The sequence below is a fragment of the Pseudomonas sp. P9_35 genome (assembly GCF_034008205.1).
Lineage (GTDB): Bacteria > Pseudomonadota > Gammaproteobacteria > Pseudomonadales > Pseudomonadaceae > Aquipseudomonas > Aquipseudomonas kilonensis.
In genome coordinates, this window is the sequence record NZ_CP125373.1 from 2,379,819 (window position 1) to 2,393,734 (window position 13,916).

Annotated in this window: 13 protein-coding genes; 9 read left to right on the top strand and 4 right to left on the bottom strand. The window is 60.9% G+C overall.

Annotated elements, in window-relative coordinates; all coding sequences use genetic code 11:
* Positions 1 to 545 precede the first annotated feature (545 nt).
* From QMK47_RS10585 to QMK47_RS10595, 3 genes are all read left to right on the top strand, one after another.
* Positions 546 to 821, top strand: coding sequence for a hypothetical protein (locus tag QMK47_RS10585; protein ID WP_018610006.1), 276 nt, complete (start codon positions 546 to 548; stop codon positions 819 to 821).
* Positions 822 to 1,202: 381 nt separating this feature from the next.
* Positions 1,203 to 1,490, top strand: a complete 288-nt coding sequence (locus QMK47_RS10590; RefSeq protein ID WP_258690744.1) for a metal-sensing transcriptional repressor — start codon at positions 1,203 to 1,205, stop codon at positions 1,488 to 1,490.
* A 7-nt stretch (positions 1,491 to 1,497) separates the two neighbouring features.
* Positions 1,498 to 2,382: a nickel/cobalt efflux protein RcnA gene (locus QMK47_RS10595; RefSeq protein WP_320390151.1), complete on the top strand. Its 885-nt coding sequence runs from the start codon at positions 1,498 to 1,500 to the stop codon at positions 2,380 to 2,382.
* A 10-nt stretch (positions 2,383 to 2,392) separates the two neighbouring features.
* Here QMK47_RS10595 and QMK47_RS10600 read toward each other — a convergent pair whose 3' ends face one another.
* A complete protein-coding gene (locus QMK47_RS10600; protein ID WP_258690746.1) occupies positions 2,393 to 3,340 on the bottom strand; it encodes a LysR substrate-binding domain-containing protein in 948 nt (315 codons plus the stop codon).
* Between the two features lie 181 nt (positions 3,341 to 3,521).
* On the opposite strand from QMK47_RS10600, the gene QMK47_RS10605 reads away from it, so the two are divergent.
* Together QMK47_RS10605 and QMK47_RS10610 are read left to right on the top strand one after the other, a co-directional pair.
* On the top strand, positions 3,522 to 4,817 hold the full coding sequence (locus tag QMK47_RS10605; protein ID WP_258690747.1) for a dicarboxylate/amino acid:cation symporter: 1,296 nt from the start codon (positions 3,522 to 3,524) through the stop codon (positions 4,815 to 4,817).
* Between the two features lie 10 nt (positions 4,818 to 4,827).
* Positions 4,828 to 6,342, top strand: a complete 1,515-nt coding sequence (locus QMK47_RS10610; RefSeq protein ID WP_258690748.1) for an amino acid racemase — start codon at positions 4,828 to 4,830, stop codon at positions 6,340 to 6,342.
* 130 nt (positions 6,343 to 6,472) lie between these two features.
* Here QMK47_RS10610 and QMK47_RS10615 read toward each other — a convergent pair whose 3' ends face one another.
* Positions 6,473 to 7,390, bottom strand: coding sequence for an AraC family transcriptional regulator (locus QMK47_RS10615; RefSeq protein WP_320390152.1), 918 nt, complete (start codon positions 7,388 to 7,390; stop codon positions 6,473 to 6,475).
* 186 nt (positions 7,391 to 7,576) lie between these two features.
* Between QMK47_RS10615 and QMK47_RS10620 the strand changes: the two genes are divergently transcribed.
* Together QMK47_RS10620 and QMK47_RS10625 are read left to right on the top strand one after the other, a co-directional pair.
* Entirely contained in the window at positions 7,577 to 8,626 is a 1,050-nt protein-coding gene (locus QMK47_RS10620; protein WP_320390153.1) for an NAD(P)-dependent alcohol dehydrogenase, read from the top strand.
* A 522-nt stretch (positions 8,627 to 9,148) separates the two neighbouring features.
* Positions 9,149 to 10,366 (top strand): MFS transporter, encoded by a 1,218-nt coding sequence (locus QMK47_RS10625; RefSeq protein WP_320390154.1) that lies wholly within the window; start codon positions 9,149 to 9,151, stop codon positions 10,364 to 10,366.
* Positions 10,367 to 10,573: 207 nt separating this feature from the next.
* On the opposite strand, the gene QMK47_RS10630 is transcribed toward QMK47_RS10625, so the two are convergent.
* A complete protein-coding gene (locus QMK47_RS10630; protein ID WP_258690752.1) occupies positions 10,574 to 11,062 on the bottom strand; it encodes a hypothetical protein in 489 nt (162 codons plus the stop codon).
* A gap of 135 nt (positions 11,063 to 11,197) precedes the next feature.
* Here QMK47_RS10630 and arsN2 point away from each other — a divergent pair, with 135 nt between their 5' ends.
* Entirely contained in the window at positions 11,198 to 11,629 is a 432-nt protein-coding gene (gene arsN2 / locus QMK47_RS10635) for an arsenic resistance N-acetyltransferase ArsN2 (protein WP_258690753.1), read from the top strand.
* Here arsN2 and chrA read toward each other — a convergent pair.
* Positions 11,626 to 12,984 carry a chromate efflux transporter gene (gene chrA, locus QMK47_RS10640; protein ID WP_320390155.1) on the bottom strand — a complete coding sequence of 453 codons (1,359 nt, stop codon included), beginning with the start codon at positions 12,982 to 12,984 and terminating at the stop codon, positions 11,626 to 11,628. The two genes, arsN2 and chrA, sit on opposite strands and share 4 nt — an antisense overlap.
* 178 nt (positions 12,985 to 13,162) lie before the next feature.
* Here chrA and QMK47_RS10645 point away from each other — a divergent pair, with 178 nt between their 5' ends.
* The gene (locus QMK47_RS10645; protein ID WP_320390156.1) at positions 13,163 to 13,822 is read left to right on the top strand and encodes a ribonuclease T2; all 660 of its coding nucleotides are present in this window, start codon (positions 13,163 to 13,165) and stop codon (positions 13,820 to 13,822) included.
* The last annotated feature ends 94 nt before the right edge of the window (positions 13,823 to 13,916 follow it).

The following is a 13,916-nucleotide window of genomic DNA, read 5'->3' on the forward strand; positions in this document are numbered from 1 at the left end:
AGATTTTTCCTTGTGCTCATAGCTGTGCTGCTCAATCCATCGCCGGACGCCCCCATCGGAAATTTCCCTCAAGACGCGTCGCTCCCCGCTGACTATCCACCCGATCACCCCGTGCGCTAAGTTTGCTCCGTCGCTGCAAATTCAGCGGCAGGGTGTGGAAGCCCTCACGAAAATCTAGCGCGTTGCGCCGCTAAATTAAAAAGCAGACGCTTTTCCTGGGTCTGCTGTTAAATTACGGCGGCTGTACGCGGGGCACCTTCGGGTGCGCCGGGTCCTAGATTCTCGGTCTTCCACACCCGCGTACGGCTGCCACCCACCATGTGGAAGTGGTGAAGGCAGTTCCTTTACATAATCTAGGATATAAGCCAATGAAAAAGCTCACCCCCAACCCTCCGAAAACCACAATCTATCCAAGGTGGCTTTCGTCTAGCGTCGCCCAAGAATATCTCCTGCCAAATATCCGAATCTCGATCCCGAATTCGCTCCCTTTGCCAGCGGCATCCCAATCCGCCACTGACCTCCCATCCCCGCAGGAGTAACCCCTCATGTCCCGTTACATGCCTATCACCGGTATCGAAAACAATTTCCACGCGCTCCTGATCGACACAGAAGCACCGCTGGATGTGCTGCACGACACGGCCGCTTACCGCATCGCCGCTGTCACCCAGTTGCTGGAAAACCTCGCCATGCGTTCCGACATCAGTACGGACGCCGTGATACTCCATGATTTCGCCCAAGTGCTAGCGATCCCCCTGCGCGATGGGTGTGATCTGCTGGATGTGATTGGGCGGCGACTGCAGGCGCAGGTTTTGGCGCTGTAAGGGAAGTAGGCGACCTCACGAGGTCGCCTGCACTGTCTTGCTCATCACCCTGTGCAGTTTGCAATCCTGTGGGAGCGAGCCTGCTCGCGATAGCGGTGGGTCCGTTGGTGAGGATGTTGGATGTGATGCCGTCATCGCGAGCAAGCTCGCTCCCACAGTTTTTTTCGGGGTGTTCACAGATATTGCGTACACCCTCAATCCTCTGTGGGAGCGAGCTTGCTCGCGATAGCGGTGGGGCAGTTGGTGGCGATGTTGGATGTGCTGTCGTCATCGCGAGCAAGCTCGCTCCCACAGTTAGTTGGCGTTTTGATGGGGTTGCTTGTATCCCCCCTGGGGGGATAGGATGGCGGGGTAAATTCATCGAAACCCAGGGCTCAAACCATGACTGAGCAGGACCACGAACATCCCCACCAAAGCCATGCGGCGATCGTCAAGCGTCTCAAGCGCGCGGACGGTCATTTGCGCAGCATTATCACGATGATCGAAGAGGGCCGTGAGTGCGTGGATATCGCCCAGCAGTTGCATGCGGTGGAGAAAGCGGTGTGCCAGGCCAAGCGGACGTTGATCCAGGATCACATCGATCACTGCCTGGAGGACACCGTTTCGTCGTTGCATAAAGGCGAGCGCGCGCCGCTGGAAGCTTTCAAACAAATCACTAAGTACCTCTAGGCCCGACATGCCCAATTTTGCTGAACTGCTGCAACAGGGTGGCACTCACGCCTGGCTGTATTTCCCCAGCGCTATCTTGCTGGGCGCCTTGCACGGCCTGGAGCCTGGTCATTCGAAAACCATGATGGCGGCGTTTATCGTGGCGATTCGGGGCTCGGTCAAACAGGCGGTGTTGCTGGGTTTGGCCGCGACGCTGTCCCACACCGCCGTGGTGTGGCTGGTCGCCATCGGCGGCATGTACCTGGGCCAGGGGTTGGACGCTGAAACCACCGAGCCTTATTTCCAGCTGGCGTCTGCTGCGCTGATTGTTGCCATCGCGCTGTGGATGCTGTGGCGTACCTGGCGTGGCGAGCGGATGTTCAGGTTCCAACAGGGACATGACCACCATCATCACGATCACGATCACGATCACGATCACGATCACGATCACGATCACGATCACGATCATCACCACCACGAACATGACCACGGGCATCCCGACCCCAAAGGCCTGGCGCTGTCGCTGGAGGGTTATCAGGACGCCCACGAGCAGGCACATGCCAACGATATCCGCAGGCGCTTCACCAATCGGGAGGTCACCACCGGCCAGATCATTGTGTTTGGCCTGACGGGCGGGCTCATTCCTTGCCCCGCGGCCATTACCGTGCTGCTGCTGTGCCTGCAAGTCAAAGAAGTCGCGCTGGGCGGTCTGCTTGTCCTGTGCTTCAGCATCGGCCTGGCGATTACCCTGGTGACCGTGGGGGCGGCGGCGGCCATTGGTGCACGGCAGGCTTCCAATCGCTGGCCTTGGTTGGGCACCGTTGCTCGCCGGGCACCTTACCTGTCGAGTCTGCTGATCATCGGCGTCGGTCTCTACGTGGGGATCCATGGCTGGATCGGCTTGAACGCGTAGCCTCCACCGATCAGTTCGCACCTTCTGGCGCAGAGGGTGCGCTGCCCGGCCGCTGCAGCGAAGCGCCTTCCAAGGTCTTCCACAGCTTACGCATCGTTGGGTTGCGATTGGCAATCGCACAGTACGAGCGAATCTCCAATCGCGTGCTCCATTGCTCGCCACCGGCCCGCACCAACAGCCCACGTTCCAACTCGTCGGCCACCGCACTCTGCGGCAGCCAGGCCACGCCGTAGCCCTCGATGGCCATGCGCATCAGCAGCATCGCCATGTCCGCTTCATAACAGCGCTCCAGCGCGATCGGTTCAGGGCCGTTGTTGATGACGATGTCCGCCACGCGCCCCAGGAATGTCGTTGCCGTATAGGCGAGGTAGGGGACCGGTTTGCCAGCACGGCCGGGCAGGCGGAACAGCGGGGCGCCCTTGCGGTTGGGCGCGCACAGGGGGATGAACGCATCGTGGCCGAGCACCAGGCTGCCAAAACGCTCGGGGTCCAGCAGGATGGGCGCAAGCGGATGGTGGTAGACCATCATCAAGTCGCAACTGCCTTCCTCCAGTGCAATGACGGCGTCATGAATATTGGCGGCCACCACCCGGGCGTTGAACTGTTCGTTGTGTTGCTGGAACTGCGAGAGCCACTTGGGCAGGAAGGTCATCGACAGGCTGTGGCCGGCGGTGATCTGGATCGAGCGTCCGGGCATTCGTTCCACGTCGCGCAGCGTCGAGCGCAACCTCAGTAATCCGGCGAGGGCCTCTCGGCTTTCATCGCAGAAGGTGACTCCCGCGGGTGTGAGTTGGACAGGGTAGGTGCCCCGGTCCACCAGCTTGACGCCCACCCATTCCTCAAGTGAGCGGATACGCCGGGACAAGGCCGATTGCGTCACGCAACGCACCTCGGCGGCGCGGGAGAAATTTTTCCATTCGCCAATCGCCAGAAGGTCATCCAGCCATTTGAGTTGCATATCGGAATCCCCGTTGTGAGCGCACGATTTTACTGCGCAATCCCCCGGCCCAGCGCGGCCTTTTGCTAATTATTCCAAAAGCGCATGGGGTTAGCTGGATTACTCATCATCCTTCCGGATCCGCTCCTTAGAATCGATCCTGCCAAGTAAAAAACTCCAAGAACTACTTGAGGACAGCACCGTGAAGAAGAATAAGCTCCCACGTCGAATTGCAATGGGCATTGCCCTGGGCGTACTTGTTGGTTGGGCGTGTCACCATTTCGCAGGGAGCGAGCAAAGTGCCAAAGAGATCGCCGGTTACTTCTCGATGGTCACTGACATTTTCCTGCGCATGATCAAGATGATCATCGCGCCCCTGGTCTTCGCGACATTGGTGGGCGGTATCGCCAGCATGGGCAACTCCCGTTCCGTTGGCAGGATCGGGGCTCGGGCGATGGCCTGGTTCGTCACTGCTTCACTCGTGTCGCTGCTGATCGGGATGGGTCTGGTCAATCTGTTTCAACCCGGTGCCGGGTTGAACATGGACGTGGCCCAGCACGCAACGGCTGCCGTGCCGGTCAATACCGGCGACTTCAGCCTCAAGGCGTTCATCGGTCATGTGTTTCCGCGCAGCATTGCCGAAGCGATGGCCAACAACGAGATCCTGCAGATCGTGGTGTTTTCGCTGTTCTTCGGCTTTGCACTGGCCGGCGTGAAACGGGCGGGTTACACCCGTATCACCGATTCCATCGAAGAGCTGGCGAAGGTGATGTTCAAGATCACCGACTACGTGATGGCGTTCGCGCCGATTGGGGTGTTTGCCGCCATCGCCTCGGCCATTACCACCCAGGGACTTGGCCTGCTGGTGGATTACGGCAAGCTGATCGCCGAGTTCTACCTGGGGATCATGATTCTCTGGGCGCTGCTGTTCGGCGCTGGCTACCTGTTTCTCGGCCGCTCGGTTTTTCACCTCGGCAAGCTCATTCGCGAACCGATTCTGCTGGCTTTTTCCACCGCCAGCAGCGAATCCGCCTACCCGAAAACCATCGAGGCGCTGGAGAAGTTTGGCGCGCCCAAACGCGTGTCCAGCTTCGTGCTGCCCCTCGGTTACTCGTTCAACCTCGACGGTTCCATGATGTACCAGGCGTTCGCCATCCTGTTCATCGCCCAGGCCTACAACATTGATTTGAGTTTCACCCAGCAGTTGCTGATTCTTCTGACACTGATGATCACCAGCAAGGGCATGGCCGGTGTCGCGCGGGCTTCGGTGGTCGTGGTCGCGGCCACGTTGCCGATGTTCAATCTTCCCGAGGCGGGGCTGCTGTTGATCATTGGCATCGACCAGTTCCTCGACATGGCCCGCACCGCCACCAACGTGGTGGGTAACAGTATTGCGACGGCGGTGGTCGCCAAGTCCGAACCACAGGAAGAGGCCGACGAGGACGAGGGCGCACATGCCCCGGTTCGGTCGCGATCCGAGCCGGTGCCGGTGGCTTGAGGAGACGTTCATGAAGGCTAAAGCGCAGTCGAGTCACAAGGCTTCTGTGGTGCGCAAGTTGGGCATCGTCGGTGGGCTTGGGTCACTGGCCGGGGGCGATCTGTTCTACAAGTTGGTCAAGTCCCGGGCGGTGCTCGAGGATCAGGGGCGCTACCATTTCCTGTTCGAACAGCACCCCTTCAAGGACGTGCTGCTGCCGTTGGACCAGGGCGCGAGCATGACGTCGCGTAAGTTCTATGTGTTCCAGGTGTGCAAGTCGTTCGAGGACAGTGGCTTCGATGCGGTGATGCTCCCATGCTTTGCCAGCCATACCTTTCGCGCCGAAATCGAGGAGGAGTTGGGCATTCCCGTGCTGGACATGATGGCCGCCTTGACCCGGCACGTCAGCCACACGGTGCTGCCCCAGACGACGTTAGGGGTGATCGCCTCCGATTTCGTGCGCCATTGCGGATTGTTCGAGCGACATTTCGGCAAAGACTTCCAGATTGTTTACCCCGACGCAGACGCTCAAGCGGGGTTGATGGAGGCGATGTACGGTCTCAACGGCATCAAGGACGGTCATCTCGAAGGCGTGCCGCTTGAAGCGGTCTACCAGGCGTGCCTCTCGTTGCAGGCCCAGGGTGCGACGGTGATCCTGCCCGGCATGACCGAGCTGTCCCTGGTTTGTGCCGATTTGCAGCGTCGCGGGATCACCGTGCTGGACGTCAATGAGATCTACGCCGACTTCGCTACGCTGGACCAGCAGCCCAGGCGCCCACCTTTCAAACTGGGCATCGTGGGAGGCGTCGGGCCTGCCGCCACGGTGGACTTCATGGCCAAGGTGGTGGCCAATACCCCGGCGGGAAAGGACCAGGACCACATCAAGATGGTGGTCGAGCAAAACCCGCAGATACCGGACCGGACGGCCAACCTGCTGCGCGATGAAACCGACCCGACGATGGCGATGTATGCCACGTGCAAACGTCTCGAAAGTGCCGGCGCCAACGCCATTGCGATTCCCTGCAACACCGCCCATGCCTTCGTCGAGCGGATCCAGGCGCACCTGAGGGTGCCCATCGTGAACATGTTGAGCGAGACGGTGGAGTGGATCGCGCGGACCTATGGTTCGGGCAAGGCGATTGGCCTGCTGGCGACTTCCGGTACGGTGCAGAGCCAGGTCTATCACCAGGCGGCGCGCCATGCCGGGCTCCAGGTCCTCACTCCAGGTGTCGATTACCAGGCGATGGTCATGGACGCCATCTATGGACCGCGGGGTATCAAGGCTGGCTTCACGCAGGGACTCTGCAAGGAGCAGCTGTTGCTGGCGGCCGAGCATTTGTGCGAGCTGGGGGCGGGGGTGTTGATCCTGGGGTGTACGGAGTTGCCGCTGGTGTTGGCGCATTGCGAGGCGTTGGATATCAATGGGCACAGGGTGGCACTGGTTGATCCGACGATGATTCTGGCGTTGAAGTGTGTGGCGTTGGCGCAAAAGCCTGTGAGGCCAATGAGAGCCCTGAAAACTCCTGAGGATCTTACTGCGATTTGATGCTTGAAAATGGGCCCCCTGTGGCGAGGGAGCTTGCTCCCGCTTGAGTGCGAAGCGCTCACAAAAAGGGGCTGCTCCGCAGCCCAGCGGGAGCAAGCTCCCTCGCCACACTGAATCAGGCCTGGCTCAATCAAACCGCCTTGATGTGGTTGGCCGGCCCGCGCAGCGCCGCAATGTCCCGCTTGGGCGGCACGCCAAACAAGCGGGCGTATTCGCGGCTGAACTGGGAAGGGCTTTCATAGCCCACCTTGAAGGCCGCACTCGCCACATCCACGTGCTCGTTGAGCATCAAGCGTTTTGCTTCGTTCAACCGCAGCCACTTCTGGTATTGCAGCGGGCTCATCGCCGTGAGCTGTCGGAAGTGGTGGTGAAACGTCGGCGCGCTCATTTGCACCCGCGCCGCGAGGTCGTCTACGCGCACGGGTTCGGTGTAGTTCAATTTCAACCAGTCGATGGCTTTGGCGATCCGGTAGCCTTGGCTATCGACCGAAACGATCTGCCGCAGTCGGGCGGCCTGGTCGCTGAGCAGCAGCCGGTAGTGAATCTCGCGCTGGATCAACGGCGCCAGGATGGGAAGCGCTTCGGGCTCATCCAGTAACCCCAGCAGGCGCGCGAACGGTTCCAGCAGGTCCGGCGTTGCGGTGCCGATTCCCGCGCCGATCCCGACTGCTCGATCACGCGGCGGTGACAGGCTGCCTTGGGCGATCAGATCGGCCACCGTGCGCAAGTCGAGCCTCAGAACCAGGCCCAGGCAGGGCTGTTCCGGGCTGGCCTGCATCACCTCGGAATTGGCCGGGATGTCCAGGGAGGTCATGAGGAACCGCCCGGTGTCGTAGCCATAGGCTTCGCCGCCGATCCAGACCTGCTTTTCGCCTTGAACCACCAGCACGATGCTCGGTTCGATCATGCAAGTCACCGGCGGCGCCGGGGCGTCACGCCGGAAGAAGACGAGGCCGGCGATGGGCGTTTCAAAGTCCCCCGCGCGTGGGGTCCGGGCGCCGATGATGGCGGCTAGAGTCTCTTGTACGGATCTGCGTTGGATGGCCATGTCGGGTCCGGGTGTCATCTGAGCTCAAGCGCTATAGGCAGAACATTAACTCGCCAAGCGAAGCGCTGCCTATACGCAATAGAAACACTCATAGGATCAGGCAAGCATCTCAGCGTAATGCACTACCGGTCGACCGGGCTGAACCCTGAAGATACAACCTCATTCAATCCAGCAAGGAGTCTTCTGATGCGTGTACAAGCCTATGGCGCCCACGCGGGCGACAAGCCCCTTGAACCCCTGCAGATCACTCGTCGCACGCCGGGCGTCCACGACGTCCAGATCGACATCGCTTTTTGTGGTATCTGCCATTCGGACCTGCACCAGGTGCGTGCCGAGTGGGCGGGTACCCAGTTCCCTTGCGTACCGGGCCACGAAATCGTCGGTCGGGTCGCGGCGGTGGGCGCCCATGTGTCCGGCTTCAAGACTGGCGACCTGGTGGGCGTTGGCTGCATCGTCGACAGTTGCAAGCATTGCGACGACTGCGACAGCGGCCTGGAAAACTATTGTGACGGGATGATCGGGACCTACAACTTCCCAACCCCGGATGAGCCCGGTTGGACGCTGGGTGGCTATTCGCAAAATATCGTGGTGCATGAGCGCTATGTGTTGCGCATTCGTCACCCCGAAGCCCAGCTTGCCGCCGTCGCGCCGCTGCTCTGCGCAGGCATCACCACCTATTCGCCGCTGCGCCACTGGAACGTCGGGCCGGGCAAGAAAGTCGGTGTGGTTGGCATTGGGGGGCTGGGTCACATGGGCATCAAGCTCGCCCATGCGATGGGGGCTCACGTCGTGGCGTTCACCACGTCCGAGTCCAAGCGCGAGGATGCGAGGCAGTTGGGGGCCGACGAGGTCGTTGTGTCGCGCAATGCTGAAGAAATGACCGCGCACACCAAGACTTTCGATTTCATCTTGAACACCGTGGCGGCCCCTCACGATCTGGACGCGCTGCTGGTGCTGCTCAAGCGCGACGGCACGATGGCCCTGGTGGGCGCCCCGGCAACTGCGCATCCTTCGCCGAATGTGTTCAACCTGATCATGAAGCGACGCACCCTCGCCGGGTCGATGATCGGCGGCATCCCCGAGACCCAGGAGATGCTCGATTTCTGCGCAGAGCACGGCATCGTTGCCGACATCGAACTGGTCCGGGCCGAGCAGATCAACGCGTCCTACGAACGCATGCTCAAGGGCGATGTGAAGTATCGCTTCGTGATCGATAACGCGACCTTGGTCGGCTGATAGAGAGCCACCGGGTTGCTCGCGAAAGGGGGCTGCCTGGGGCCGTGATGTTGGCTGTGCCGCTGTCATCGCGAGCAAGCTCGCTCCCACAGGGGAATAGGTGGCAGGCACGAATGCATGAACACCCCCATTCAAAACTGTGGGAGCGAGCCTGCTCGCGATAGCGCTCTGCCTGAGGCGGTGATGTTGGCTGTGCCGCTGTCATCGCGAGCAAGCTCGCTCCCACAGGGGAATAGGTGGCAGGCACGAATACATGAACACCCCATTCAAAACTGTGGGAGCGAGCTTGCTCGCGATAGCGTCCGCCTGAGACTGAGACGGTGATGTTGGATGTGCCGCCGTCATCGCGAGCAAGCTCGCTCCCACAGGGGAATAGGTGGCAGGCACGAATGCATGAACACCCCCATTCAAAACTGTGGGAGCGAGCTTGCTCGCGATAGCGGTCTGCCTGAGACGGTGATGTTGGATATGCCGCCGTCAATCTGCCCACAGATCCATCAAGAAACACAGGATTGTTCTCCAATGACCGATAACTCATCGCCACAAGTCCAACCCGCCTGGGGCGCGGTACTTGCCATGGCCCTCGCCGCATTCGTGCTCGTTGCCTCGGAGTTCATGCCAGTCAGCTTGCTGACGCCGGTAGCGGCCGATCTTCACGTCAGCGAAGGGCAGGCCGGCCAAGGCATTGCCGTCTCTGGCGCCTTTGCCCTGATCACCAGCCTGTTCATCGCATCGATCGCCGCCCGGGTCGATCGCAAATGGCTTCTCCTGGGGCTGACCTTGCTGATGATTGTTTCTGGCACCGTGGTGGCGTTCGCGCCGAATTACCCGGTATTCATGCTCGGTCGCGCGTTGATCGGCGTGGCGATTGGCGGTTTCTGGTCGCTGTCGGCGGCCACGGCCATGCGGCTTGTGCCGGACGATCAGGTTCCGCAGGCACTGGCCATCGTCAATGGCGGCAATGCCTTGGCGACGGTGGTCGCTGCGCCGCTGGGCAGTTTCCTGGGGGCGATCATCGGTTGGCGTGGCGCGTTTTTCTGCATCGTGCCCGTCGCCGCCATCGCCCTGGTCTGGCTGCTGTTACGCCTGCCTTCCATGCCTTCGCAGGCGAAGCAGGGCAGCACCAATGTCTTCAAGTTGATGGCCCGGGCACCGGTCGCGCTGGGCATGCTGGCGGTCAGCACATTTTTCATGGGCCAGTTCATGTTGTTCACCTACCTGCGCCCGTTCCTTGAAACGGTGACACAGGTGAGCGTTTCCATGCTGTCCTTCATGCTGCTGGTGATCGGTGTGGCGGGTTTGCTGGGCACCTTCCTGATCGGCGCCTGTTTGAAAAACAACCTCTATCGGACGCTCATCGTCATCCCGCTGTTGATGGCCGCGATTGCCATTGCCCTGGTGGGCTTCGGTGGGTCGGTCACGATCACGACCCTCCTGCTCGGCCTTTGGGGCCTGGTGGCCACGGCGGCGCCCGTAGGTTGGTGGACCTGGCTTTCGCGAACGCTGCCGGAAGATGCCGAAGCCGGCGGCGGTCTGATGGTGGCGATCGTCCAACTCGCCATCGCCGCGGGCGCGACAGTGGGCGGCCTTCTGTTCGACCTGAGTGGCTATCGCGCGACCTTCGAAACCAGTGCGGCGGTGTTGGGCGTTGCCGCTGTTCTTGCGGTGCTGGCCGCTCGGTCAGCGCTCCGGGAGTTTTCATCGACTACGGATGCAGCGCCCTATGGCTCGGCGGGCTGATGTTCGATCCGTACTGGAGCTGGGCGGATACCCGATACGCGCAAGGTGCGGCTGACGAAATCGACAATGCCTTGCATAAACTCGTGGGAAGGCCGGTGGAGGAACTGACGCTACCGGTGCCAGGGAGCGATCCAACCGTCGAATCAGCGCCGCAGTTCTAGTGGGTTCTCCAACGAAATGGGCGACCTCAAGGGCCGCCCATTTGCGTTAAAGCCCCAGGCCTTGCTCTACCAGCGTGAGCAAGGTGTCCTCGTCCAGCATGGTGGGTTCAAGACGCGGTTGCCCGGTCTGGCGCAGGGCCTGGATATGCCAAAGCGATTCACCATGTTCGCCGAGTGTGCGCACGATGCAGTGTTCCTGCCCCTTCATATGGACTTCAATGCAGCCCTCTCCCTTGGACGAGAAACGCGCAATCGGGTCGAATGAAATGCGGTGATGATTGCCTTCGATCACCAATTGATCGATGGCGTAGCTGTACGTCGAACCGCTGGAATGACTTTCAAATACATGGGTGGGGTTGCGCCGAATGTCCAGGCCCGCCTCGCACACGGGCGCCAGCCAGATTTCGATCTGGCGATACAGTTCGTAGACCTGGGCGGGCCAGTGCTCGATCGCCAGGTCGGCGCAGTTGTCGGTATCCGCGCGGGTTTGCTGGGCTTTCCTCAGTTTGGCCGCTAGCTCGTCTGCCTTGCTCATGTCGATTCCCTGTCGTGATGATAGGTTGAGCTTAGCTGATGGGCTGGGGTGATCATTTGCGCTGGGTCATGTGGTGGCGTGTTGTTGAGTTTCGGTACGATGACGAGCGCCGGAACAATTTACGAGGAGCAAGTCATGCACATGAGAATACTGAGCAATAACGACCTGCGACCCTTGCGCGATGCACTCACCCTGGCCGGTCTTCCCGTCGACGACCTGGCGTATCCCGGTCGACAGTTTTTCAGCTTCAGCCACCAAGGCGTCGATGTGGCGTTTGCTGGTATCGAGGGGGAGGGGGCTGACCGGTTGCTGCGCTCACTGGTTGTCCTCGAGGGGCAGCGGGGGAAGGGTGCTGGCGCAGCGGTGTTGGCCGCTATCGAGGCGTTTGCGAAACGTGAGGGTGTAGAGCAGCTCCATCTGCTGACTGACAGCGCCGCCGCGTTTTTTACCGGCCAGGGCTATCAGGCGCGGGATCGCTCGCTGGCGCCTGCTTCGATCGGTGCGACGGCCCAATTCAAAAGCTTGTGCCCGGCTTCGGCGACGTACCTGAGCAAACGCCTCGTCTAGCGCAGCAAGTGCACCGCCAGCCCAGCCAGCCCGCACGCCAGCAACACCTGGATCACTCCCAGCTTGTAGCGAAACAGCGCAATGGCCGCTGCGATTGCGATGATTGCCGACGGCCAGTCCAAGGCACCTGCAAAACCATTGGGCCAGAGTACGTGGTAACCGAAGAAGCACGCCAGGTTGAGGATCACCCCGACCACCGCCGCGGTAATTGCAGTCAGCGGTGCGGTGAATTTCAGCGCGTTGTGCGTCGATTCCACCAACGGGCCGCCGGCCAGGATGAACAGGAACGAGGGCAGGAACGTGAACCAGGTCACCAGCGTGGCTGCGACGGCCCCGGCGAGAAACGCCTGTTCGGGACCAAACACCTGCATCACGTAGCCCCCGACGAAACCGACGAAGGCCACGACCATGATCAGCGGTCCCGGCGTGGTTTCGCCGAGCGCCAGACCGTCGATCATTTGTGTCGGCGTCAGCCAGCCGAAGTGTCCGACGGAGCCCTGGTACACGTAGGGCAAAACCGCATAGGCGCCGCCAAACGTCAGTAATGCAGCCTTGGTGAAGAACCAGGCCATTTGCGTCAGCGTGCCTTCCCAGCCGAACACCGCAGTCAGCAGGCCCATTGGCAACGCCCACAACAGGGCCCCGATGATCGCCAGCCGGGCGAGCCTGAAGGCGCTGAACCGGGCGTGGTCCGGAGGCGGGGTGTCATCGTCGATCAATGCCGGGCCGAAGGATTGGTGCTTGTCATCGTGGCCGCCCAGGCTGAACTTTCCCGGTACCCAGCGACCGCCCAGGTAACCGATGACGGCGGCTCCCAGCACGATCAGCGGGAAGGGCACGTTGAAGGCGAATATCGCGGTGAACGACGCCGCAGCGATCGCCCACAGCCAATTATTCTTGAGTGCGCGGGAGCCGATCCGGTGGGCGGCATGCACCACGATTGCCGTTACCGCCGGCTTGATGCCGTAGAAAATGCCCGCCACCACCGGCACTTCGCCAAAGGCGACATACAGCCAGGACAAGGTGATGAGGATGAACAGCGAAGGCAGTACGAACAACGCCCCGGCGATGATCCCGCCCCAACTGCGGTGCATCAGCCAGCCCAGGTACGTGGCCAGTTGCTGGGCCTCTGGCCCAGGCAGCAACATGCAGTAATTAAGGGCATGCAGGAATCGTCGTTCGGAAATCCAGCGTCGGCGCTCCACCAACTCCTGGTGCATGATCGAGATCTGCCCCGCAGGGCCGCCGAAGCTGATGAAGCCCAGTTTGAGCCAGAACCAGAAGGCCACGCGCAGGCTGACGGCGTCGGGTCGGGTCAGGGGCTGTTCGTCATCGGTTCGGATCGGTTTGCTCATGGGCGACGGGGCACGTAAAAGTCAAAGGCGATCTACGTTATGGGGCGCTACGCAATTTAGATAGCCCCCGGCAAGGATTGCTTGTAAAAAACAGCCCTTCAGAGATTTGAAACACAAGGTTGGAACAATCATCGCCCGATCATCCTGCTTTCGCACAATCGCCCCAAGGAGTGGGTCAATGAAACAACGTCTTGCCATTGTCGTGCTGATCGTACTGACACTGGGTTCCATGGGCGCGGCCAATGCCCGCGAATCCGGCAATGCACGGGCGCAATCCGTGGCCGGAGTGTTCGATTACTATTTGCTGGCGCTGTCCTGGTCGCCGACGTTCTGCCTGACTCACCAGAAGGATGCGCAGTGTTCCGGCAAAGGCTACGGCTTTGTGCTCCATGGCCTCTGGCCGCAATACACCCGGGGCGGCTGGCCGCAATCCTGTGCGCCTCAGGTGCCGTTGACGGCGGCGGAGCAGCAGAAGGGCCTGACCTTGTTTCCCACCCGCAAGTTGATGGCGCATGAATGGTCCAAGCACGGCACTTGCAGTGGCCTGGGTGCCATGGGCTACCTGGAGGTTGCCGACAAAGCCTTGGGCGCGGTGAAAATCCCACCGCAGTTGCAACCGTTCAATTCCTCGTATTATTTCGAGGCAGATGAAATCATCCGGCTGTTCCGCCAAAGCAATCCGGGCATCGCACCTGACGGCATTGCGGTGATTTGCAGCGGGCCGCAGTTGTCGGAGGTGCGGGTGTGCATGGACAAGGACCTGGCGTTCGCCGCGTGTGGCAGGGGCGTCAGGACACAATGCCGGGCCGGGGAGATCCGGGTGCCGCCGGTACGGTGAGAGCCACAACCCATTGACCCCTGTCTCCGATCCGTACACCCGTGGCGAGGGAGCTTGCTCCCGCTCGGCTGCGCTGTAGGAGCTGTGTAGGAGC

What these genes read in the sequence shown, in the direction of transcription:
- QMK47_RS10585 (WP_018610006.1), top strand. Translation starts at nt 546, where the DNA reads ATGTCCCGTTACATGCCTATCACCGGTATCGAAAACAATTTCCACGCG.
- QMK47_RS10590 (WP_258690744.1), top strand. Translation starts at nt 1,203, where the DNA reads ATGACTGAGCAGGACCACGAACATCCCCACCAAAGCCATGCGGCGATC.
- QMK47_RS10595 (WP_320390151.1), top strand. Translation starts at nt 1,498, where the DNA reads ATGCCCAATTTTGCTGAACTGCTGCAACAGGGTGGCACTCACGCCTGG.
- QMK47_RS10600 (WP_258690746.1), bottom strand. Translation starts at nt 3,340, where the DNA reads ATGCAACTCAAATGGCTGGATGACCTTCTGGCGATTGGCGAATGGAAA.
- QMK47_RS10610 (WP_258690748.1), top strand. Translation starts at nt 4,828, where the DNA reads ATGAAGGCTAAAGCGCAGTCGAGTCACAAGGCTTCTGTGGTGCGCAAG.
- QMK47_RS10615 (WP_320390152.1), bottom strand. Translation starts at nt 7,390, where the DNA reads ATGGCCATCCAACGCAGATCCGTACAAGAGACTCTAGCCGCCATCATC.
- QMK47_RS10620 (WP_320390153.1), top strand. Translation starts at nt 7,577, where the DNA reads ATGCGTGTACAAGCCTATGGCGCCCACGCGGGCGACAAGCCCCTTGAA.
- QMK47_RS10625 (WP_320390154.1), top strand. Translation starts at nt 9,149, where the DNA reads ATGACCGATAACTCATCGCCACAAGTCCAACCCGCCTGGGGCGCGGTA.
- QMK47_RS10630 (WP_258690752.1), bottom strand. Translation starts at nt 11,062, where the DNA reads ATGAGCAAGGCAGACGAGCTAGCGGCCAAACTGAGGAAAGCCCAGCAA.
- arsN2 (WP_258690753.1), top strand. Translation starts at nt 11,198, where the DNA reads ATGCACATGAGAATACTGAGCAATAACGACCTGCGACCCTTGCGCGAT.
- chrA (WP_320390155.1), bottom strand. Translation starts at nt 12,984, where the DNA reads ATGAGCAAACCGATCCGAACCGATGACGAACAGCCCCTGACCCGACCC.
- QMK47_RS10645 (WP_320390156.1), top strand. Translation starts at nt 13,163, where the DNA reads ATGAAACAACGTCTTGCCATTGTCGTGCTGATCGTACTGACACTGGGT.